Annotated in this window: 5 protein-coding genes and 2 pseudogenes; 3 read left to right on the top strand and 4 right to left on the bottom strand. The window is 57.5% G+C overall.

Annotated features, from left to right (window positions below):
• A pseudogene (locus B3520_RS00665) lies at positions 1-243 on the bottom strand (flagellar biosynthesis protein FliC); the annotation flags it as partial.
• Positions 244-707: 464 nt separating this feature from the next.
• Here B3520_RS00665 and B3520_RS00660 point away from each other — a divergent pair.
• From B3520_RS00660 to B3520_RS00650, 3 genes are all read left to right on the top strand, one after another.
• The gene (locus tag B3520_RS00660; protein WP_286875086.1) at positions 708-1,673 is read left to right on the top strand and encodes an Rpn family recombination-promoting nuclease/putative transposase; all 966 of its coding nucleotides are present in this window, start codon (positions 708-710) and stop codon (positions 1,671-1,673) included.
• Between the two features lie 299 nt (positions 1,674-1,972).
• Positions 1,973-2,494 carry a DUF6795 domain-containing protein gene (locus B3520_RS00655; RefSeq protein WP_286807124.1) on the top strand — a complete coding sequence of 174 codons (522 nt, stop codon included), beginning with the start codon at positions 1,973-1,975 and terminating at the stop codon, positions 2,492-2,494.
• 33 nt (positions 2,495-2,527) lie between these two features.
• Positions 2,528-3,697 (top strand): lipase family protein, encoded by a 1,170-nt coding sequence (locus B3520_RS00650; RefSeq protein ID WP_286807122.1) that lies wholly within the window; start codon positions 2,528-2,530, stop codon positions 3,695-3,697.
• 326 nt (positions 3,698-4,023) lie between these two features.
• Here the strand turns inward: B3520_RS00650 and B3520_RS00645 are convergent, their stop codons facing one another.
• From B3520_RS00645 to B3520_RS00635, 3 genes and pseudogenes are all read right to left on the bottom strand, one after another.
• Positions 4,024-4,851 carry a DUF4198 domain-containing protein gene (locus B3520_RS00645; protein WP_286807121.1) on the bottom strand — a complete coding sequence of 276 codons (828 nt, stop codon included), beginning with the start codon at positions 4,849-4,851 and terminating at the stop codon, positions 4,024-4,026.
• On the bottom strand, positions 4,848-5,912 hold the full coding sequence (locus B3520_RS00640; protein ID WP_286807119.1) for a PepSY-associated TM helix domain-containing protein: 1,065 nt from the start codon (positions 5,910-5,912) through the stop codon (positions 4,848-4,850). The genes B3520_RS00645 and B3520_RS00640 overlap by 4 nt, the downstream gene beginning before the upstream one ends.
• A gap of 95 nt (positions 5,913-6,007) precedes the next feature.
• Positions 6,008-7,489 (bottom strand): annotated as a pseudogene (locus B3520_RS00635) (TonB-dependent receptor domain-containing protein); the annotation flags it as partial.

Raw genomic sequence — 7,489 nt, 5'->3', positions numbered from 1 at the left:
CGCGCCTTCAGCGGTCTGCGCCATCGAAATGCCGTCGTTCGCGTTGCGGATGCCCTGCGACATGCCGCGGACCTGCGAGGTCATCGAAGTGGCAATGGCGAGGCCGGCGGCGTCGTCTTTGGCGGAGTTGATGCGCTGGCCGGAAGACAGGCGCTCGGTGGCCTGGTCCAGAGCATTTCCTGACTGCATCAGCTGACGCTGTGAGTTCAGTGAAGCAACGTTGGTATTGATAACTAGAGCCATGATGGATCTCCTAAGTTGTTTAGTTCACAGGCTTTACCAGCCGTGGATCATTCGGACAGTGAAGCCCGGAACAGTCGGTCACCAGGTCTTCTGTAAAGGTTATCGACCCATCCCCGGGGAGCTTTAGGGTATTTTTGGATTTTTTGCGCCAAAGCCGCTTGATTTTTGATTTTCCTTTTAATTTCAGTGAGTTAAGAGTGTTACAACCCTCAAGTAGGTTGGATTAGCGAAGCGTAATCCAACAAATAACCCCCAAAATCCGGATATTCTGGCCCTGGTTGTCGGATTACGCGCTTCGCGCTAATCCGACCTACGGGCCTCGCTCTACGCTTACCGTAGGGTGGCATAAGGGGCGCAAGCCCCGTCATCCACCGGATAGCCTTCCTGTACTTGTCGCCCCATGAAGCGTTGACACTGTAACCCCGCCCAGATACTGTATATCCAAACAGTTTTTGGGAGGCAATATGCCAAAATCCAAGGATTCCACCCCATTTGACACGGGGTACAAACTGCTGTTCAGCAACCCCAGGATGGTTAAGGACCTGCTCGAAGGGTTCATCAAACCCGAATGGATCAACGAGCTGGACTTTGACACCTTAGAGCCGCTAAAGGCCAGCTTCGCCACCGATGACCTGCGCGAGCGCCACGATGACAGCATTTGGCGGGTGAAAATGGGGCCGGATTGGCTGTATCTTTACCTGTTGATCGAGTTTCAGTCGTCAGATGACTATTTTATGGCCTGTCGGATCATGACCTATGTGGGTCTGCTTTATCAGGACATCATTCGCCATGAGCCCCTGCGCAAGGGCCAGAAGCTACCGCCGGTGCTGCCTATCGTCCTCTATAGCGGCACACGCGACTGGACCGGGCCGATCAATATGGCGGATTTGGTACACCGGCCCCATCCGGGCCTGGCCCGCTTTGTGCCGGAGTTGAGCTACTGCCTGGTAGAGGAGCAGGATATTCCCGACCGTTTCAGTGATGCGTACCCCGACAACGTGCTGGGCCATGTGATCGGCCTGGGCTTCAGCCAGAGTACCCAGGAGCTGCACCACCGAGTAAAGCAGCTTACCGCCCTGCTCAGCGGCCCGAACAGCCGCCCTTTGCAGCGCTCGGTCGCTATTTGGCTAAACCGGCTGTTGAGAGTAAGATTTAGAGACGAAGCCATCCCGGAGCTTCAGAACCTGAACGAGGTAGATGCCATGTTGGCGGAAAAGCTGGACGATTGGACTGAACAGTGGAAACGTGAAGGCCGACAGCAAGAAGCGGCGGCGATGTTGCTACGCTTTTTAAGCAAGCGGTTTGGAGCGGTTGACGAGGCGACCAGGGAAAAGGTGGAAACTGCCCCTCTGGAGCAGCTCGAAGCCTGGGGTGACCGGGTGTTGGATGCGAACTCGCTTGACGACGTATTTTTGTCGTCTGGTGGCTGAGGGATGTAGACGGCACCACATAGAGGCCATTCGTGAATGCTGGGCAACGGCGGATGCGCGCCTTGCGGCGCTTATCCGCCCTACGGATAGAAAGGCAATTTGCGCAGGGCGCAATCGGTCCGACCTTTCGAGGCGCGCAGATGGCGTTTTGACCTGGTTCACAAAACCCCGCCTGACCTCTTGCCCCCGCACATGCCCGGTGATAGTTTTCACCATCAGGAATCCACACCACAAGGAGCGATTATGGACCACCAACCCCCTATCCCACCCGAAACCCCATTCCTCCAGGAACCTTCAGCATGCTGAAGTCCTTATTGTTGGTCCTTCTGGCCCTTACCTCTGTGGGAGTTTGTGCGATGAGTCTTACCGATATCGGCAAAGTTTGCCTGTTTTCAGAAATGTCAGGGGTGCTGATGGCCAATGGGATGCCGGCGGCAAACGTCCGCCTGGTCCGAACGGCCAAGTGGCAATCAGAGCACCAGGATGAAACCACGACCGATGCCGACGGCCATTTTCACTTCCCGGAAATGACCGAGCGAACCGTCGCCAAGTTTCTACCGATGGAGTTTGTGGCTTCGCAAAGCCTGACAGCATTTTACGATAGCTCCGAAATCCAGATATGGCGCGGTATTAAACGAACATCGGAGCGTAATGCCGAGTCTCGCGGAACACCTCTCAATGTAACTTGTGAGCTTTTTGATGAGGAAAAGAGCATCACCGTGAACGGCGGACCAATTTTCAGTCGATGTAACTGGGATGTCAAACCGGACCCCTCTGAAGACTGGATATGGGAGAACGGTGTAGGTTCAGAGAAAGACTGACAAAAGGTATGCATTTAATACAAGGAGATGAGTATGCAAAACCCGCTAAGCCCAGCCCAAGCCGCTGTTCTCGCTCGAGACGTTTACTTGCTTTCAAAAGAATCATCCTACCGCGCCGGGCTCGAAGAATTTCAGCGACGCTATAAAAACATTTTCCAGTTTAACGATAACACTATGCTGACCGCCCAAACGGGAGGGCCCAGTTTTATAAAGTGCCGGACAGCGTTTGGGCTTTGCCTGACAGGTCGGGACCGTTTCGCAGGTCATTCGTTTCTGGTGTTCCGAGGCACCCACTACTTGGCCGATTGGCTGACCAACGCTAATTTCACTCTCGCTCGCTCCAGCAATAATCAGCCGGTACACGCCGGCTTTAGCGATGCGTTTAAATCCATTCGACCACAGCTATTGTCGCTAATGCCGAGCATTTCCGGTACCCAGATCCATTGCATTGGCCACAGTCTGGGCGGCGCGATCGCCAGCTTGTGCGCTGAATGGATCGAGTTGGCGTACCATAGAAAACCGTGCCTTTACACCTTCGGAGCGCCACGCGTGGGGTTACACGGCTTCGCCAGCACCCTGTCCAAAACATTAAGCTCGCCCAATATTTACCGGGTGTATCGCCGTTCAGACGTGGTGCCCTACGTCCCAATCTGGCCATTTCTTCACGCACCTTTGCAGGGCCAGACCTACCGACTCCCAGCGATCGGGACGATCCCAACCCTTCGCGACCACAGTATTGGCGAGTACGCCACCAGCATTGGCTCAAAAAACTGGCCGGTTCTGGCTGAGCCGAAAGGGTCAGGTTCGGACCGCGAAATTGAACATTGGTTATTAAGCAACCACCTGGTCAGTTTCAGCATTGATAGCCTCGAGTGGCTTGGGCGAGCACTGATTTATGTTCTAGAGCGCTGCATGGCTGGGGCGGCCCGCTTGCTGTCTGGCGCGGGATCGACGCAGTTGACGTTGCTGGATTCCATAGCAGTTATTCTGAACAAGGGCATCAAACTCGCTGACACCGTTTCTCGTTGGGTTCTATACCTGGTACGTAAAATCCTGATGCTGATTGGTCGGCCTGAAGTGGTGGAAAGTGCGGATATTAGCCGGACGTATTTGCGGCATATTCTGATGGAGCTGCAACACAAAGTGAACGCGTTGGTGCAGAGGGTGCTAAACCAGTCGTTAGTAAATGGACAAGCGGATTAGCAAACACGCGGACGTCCTCCGCACGGGTCCTTGGCCGTAGGGTGGCATAAGGGGCGCAAGCCCCGTCATCCACCGATTGGAGTCTGAAACGAAGCTGAGAATGGTGGATGACGGCCTTCGGCCTTATGCCACCCTACGCTGGACTTGGCAGGCCTGGGGTGATCGGGTGTTGGATGCGGGGCCGCGTGATGAGGTGTTTGCACTCGCTGGTAATTGAATGACGTTAGACGGCACCGCATGGGTGCCCTACACAGCTGACCAGCATCGTGGACTGTGATTCCCCGCAAAGGATGCCAACCACGTAGGGCACCCATGTGGTGCCGTTATTATAACGGCAAGACCTCAACCACCGCGGAATAGCTACCACGCCGCTGGCTTGCGGGCGGCGCGGCGTCGTCATCCTCGTATTCCACTTCCAGAAAGTACATGCCGGGCGCTTCAAAGGTTACGGTGACTTCACCCTTGGCATTTGTGGTGCCGGTGGTGGGCCGGGACTGATCGCGATATTTTTCCCCTTCCCTCACCAGGGTCAGGCTGGCGTTTTTTGCCGGTTGGCCGTCGAACAGAAAGCCGAACGTCACCGTCTCGCCAGTGTACAAGTCGTTCGGATGCAGTCCGGGTGCCCATTCTAGCCCTTGGCCGGTGGGTTTCAATACCGCGTCGGTGGGAGCCCCGGCGGTGACGAACACCTCGATGCGGTTTGCCGCGTCGGTGACCTGCAAGTCCGCAGCCTCTTGCGGAACCTGGTTGCGAAACTCCGCCTCTGTGCCGGTGCGCCCACGGCCGGGCCAGAAGTGGCGCTCGCCGTTTTCGTCGGTCCAGCGGGCGACCAGGGTGCGGCTCGCGCTGAACACCTTGTAGGTGCCCTCCTCTGTCAGGTTGAGGTCGAAGACGCTGCGGTACTTCAGGCGCTGGCCGTTTTGCAGCTCGATCTTGCTGGCTTCCGGGTTCCAGGCGGTCAGCCGTTCCAGTGGGTAGGCGTGATGGTCGGGATTGAAAATGCCGTTGGCAATCGCGGCATCAAAGGTGATCCATTCATTCTCGCCCGAGACGACCGTGGTGTTCGGTTTGATCCACAGGCGATGGGCTTGGGCCTGGGAGGCGAACAATGCCAGCGCAAGCAGGGTAGCAGTAAGCGTTCTGATCAGTTTCATTCGTTGGACTCCAATGTCAGGGTTATAGCGCCGAGCTCGTGCTCGCCCGCTTCGGTGGTGGAAAAAGATGTATCGGCCGGCAGAGTCAGAGGCAGCTCGACGGTTTCCCGGCCGCCCAGTTCACGGGCTGCTTCGACGACAATCGAGTAGCGCCCCGCCGGTAGTTGATTCAATCGCGTTCTGAAAGGCGTCAGGTCCACGGTGGTCTGCCCCGGTCGGCGGGTGGCTCCGGTAACACCGTCGATGGGAAGGTCCGCAAACCGGCCGCTGCGGCGCCACCATAGGCGCAGGTCCTTCAGCCATTTTTCGCCTTCCCGATTCGCCATTCGCAGGTCGTACCAGAGGGCGATGTCGAACACTGGCTTGCCCCGCTCGTCCGCCAACCAGATGGCAACGTAGGGTGCGTGATATTCGGCCACGGGCAGGCGCGGAATCTCCACCTGTAGTTGATCTTCGGCGCTGGCGTGCGCTGGAATGACCAGTAACAGAATGGGAATCAGAATGCCGGCCATGACCAATGGCCAGGTGGTTGTGCGTTTTTTGCTGTGCTTTTTCAAAAGAATGAGCCCCGTTATGGAAAACACGATACAGGCGACGGAAAACACATCGATGAACAGCCGCCATACCCAGCCGGTGTTCCGGCCTTTATGCAGGTCATTGAAGTAGGCAATCCAGCCCCGGTCGGTCACCTCCTGGTAGAAGGCCCCGGTTTCCCGGTCCACGGTGAACCAACGATCGCCTCCGGCGCGGGGAAAACTGGCATAGAATTCGTAGTCGCTCCAGGTCACCTCGGCCTCCGGGCGAATCCGGTCGCCGGTGGTATCGGCGTACCAGTGCACGAATGCACCCGGCAGCGGCTGGCCCTCTTCCAGCCGGACGAGCAACGCCTCCGGCACCTGGGCAGACTCGGTATGGACCTTGGCTTCACCGTCGATTTGCCCGGCGTGGTTGAGGGTGATGCCGGTGATGGCAAACAACATCATCCCTGCCAGGCAAATGGCGGAGCTGACCCAGTGCCAATTCCGCACGTTCCAAATTTTGCGGGTAAGCGACTGGGCCATTACAGGCTCCAGGCCAGGGACAGCCAGAGGCGTCGGCCGTCTTCCACATAGCCGTAGTCGTCCAGGTTGATCTCTTCATCGCCCAGGTTATAAATCCCAACACCCAGTTTGAGGCGTTCGGCCAACTGGTAGTTGCCGCCAAGGTCAATGGTGGTGTAGGACGGCGCAATCAAACTGTCCTGGGATGGCCCGGTAGTGGGCTGGCTTTCTTCGCCTCGGTAAATGACGCGCAGCCAACCGTTGAACGTGTCGGTCGGGCGCCAGGTAACCGAGGTCTGTACCATGTGCTTCGGTAGCTGATTCAGCGGGCTTCCGGCGTACTCCCCGGTTTTCTGTTCCGAGTCGGTATAGGTGTAGTTGCCACTCAGGGACCAGGCGTCGTTCAGGTCGGCGGAAGCGGTGATTTCAATACCCTGGGTAACCGCTTCGTCAATATTGATTCGCGTCGTAGGCAATGAACCGAACTGGTTGGGGCCGGCATCGCAAATCGTATCCGGGCAGGCCACGCGGGTAATCTTGTCCTCGAAAGCGTTGTGGAAAACCGTCAGTGAGGTGTCCAGGGTGTCGGCAAAGGTGGTGTAGATACCGAGCTCCTGACTGACAGACGTTTCCGGCTCCAGGTCCGGGTTGCCATAGACGTTGCCGCCGCGGCTGACCTGCCCCCAATCCGGTACTGTGGCGCGCAGGTCGGGCGCACTGTAGCCGGTAGACACCCCGCCCTTGAGGGTAGTGTCCCGGGTGATGGCCCAGTTGCCGTACAGGCGCGGGCTCCAGTGGCCGCCAAACTGGTCGTTGTCGTCATAGCGCAGGCCGGTGGTCAAGGAAAAAGGCGTGGCCACCTGCCATTCGTTTTCGGCGAACAGGGACCACTGGGAACCCTCAATCGTGGTGCGGTCGCTGACCTGGTTACTGGTGCGGTCGTCGAGTTTCTCTTGAAGATAGGAACCGCCGAAGCTCACGTGATGATCGCCCAACGGCAAGGTCCCGAGCGTCTGGAAGTCCGTGTTGGAAATGGCCATCGCCCTCGCCCGGTTTTCATACTCGTCACGTTTGACGTAGCTACGCAGCGTCAGGCGATCCCAACGGCCATTGTGGGTCAGCGCCAGGGTTTCACTGTCGTATTCGGTGGTCGAGGATTCCGGGCAACCGCGTCTATCACAGGCTTCACCGGGCGCCAGAGGCTCCACCGTTTTTCCCAGGGTCGCATCGATGACCTGGGACGCTTTGCCCGCCTCCAGAATGACTTCATGGTCATCCCCGGGGGTAAGCGCCAGCTTGACGTTCAGCGTGTCAGAGTCCTTACCGCGAAAGCCGCCGACGATGTCGTCTTCTCCGCGCTGGGTAAACCGACCGTTGACCTGTAAGCCCAGTACATCGGGAATGATGGAGCCGGCGGTAAACAGGTTGACCTGGTGAATGTTGCCGGACTCGCTGCGCTCCTGAACGGTGGTGTCCAGCCGGATTTCCGAGCGCCAGTGTTCCGGCGTTTTCTTGGTGATGATGTTGATCACCCCACCAATGGCGTCAGAACCGTACAGAGACGACATGGGGCCGCGCACCACTTCGATCCGCTCAAT

It is taken from the genome of Marinimicrobium sp. UBA4509 (assembly GCF_002388575.1).
GTDB classification, from domain to species: domain Bacteria; phylum Pseudomonadota; class Gammaproteobacteria; order Pseudomonadales; family Cellvibrionaceae; genus Marinimicrobium; species Marinimicrobium koreense.
This window is presented reverse-complemented; position numbering and strand designations above follow the sequence as displayed.

Coding starts and splice junctions, on each gene's coding strand:
- B3520_RS00660 (WP_286875086.1), top strand. CDS start 708: ATGCCAAAATCCAAGGATTCCACCCCATTTGACACGGGGTACAAACTG.
- B3520_RS00655 (WP_286807124.1), top strand. CDS start 1,973: ATGCTGAAGTCCTTATTGTTGGTCCTTCTGGCCCTTACCTCTGTGGGA.
- B3520_RS00650 (WP_286807122.1), top strand. CDS start 2,528: ATGCAAAACCCGCTAAGCCCAGCCCAAGCCGCTGTTCTCGCTCGAGAC.
- B3520_RS00645 (WP_286807121.1), bottom strand. CDS start 4,851: ATGAAACTGATCAGAACGCTTACTGCTACCCTGCTTGCGCTGGCATTG.
- B3520_RS00640 (WP_286807119.1), bottom strand. CDS start 5,912: ATGGCCCAGTCGCTTACCCGCAAAATTTGGAACGTGCGGAATTGGCAC.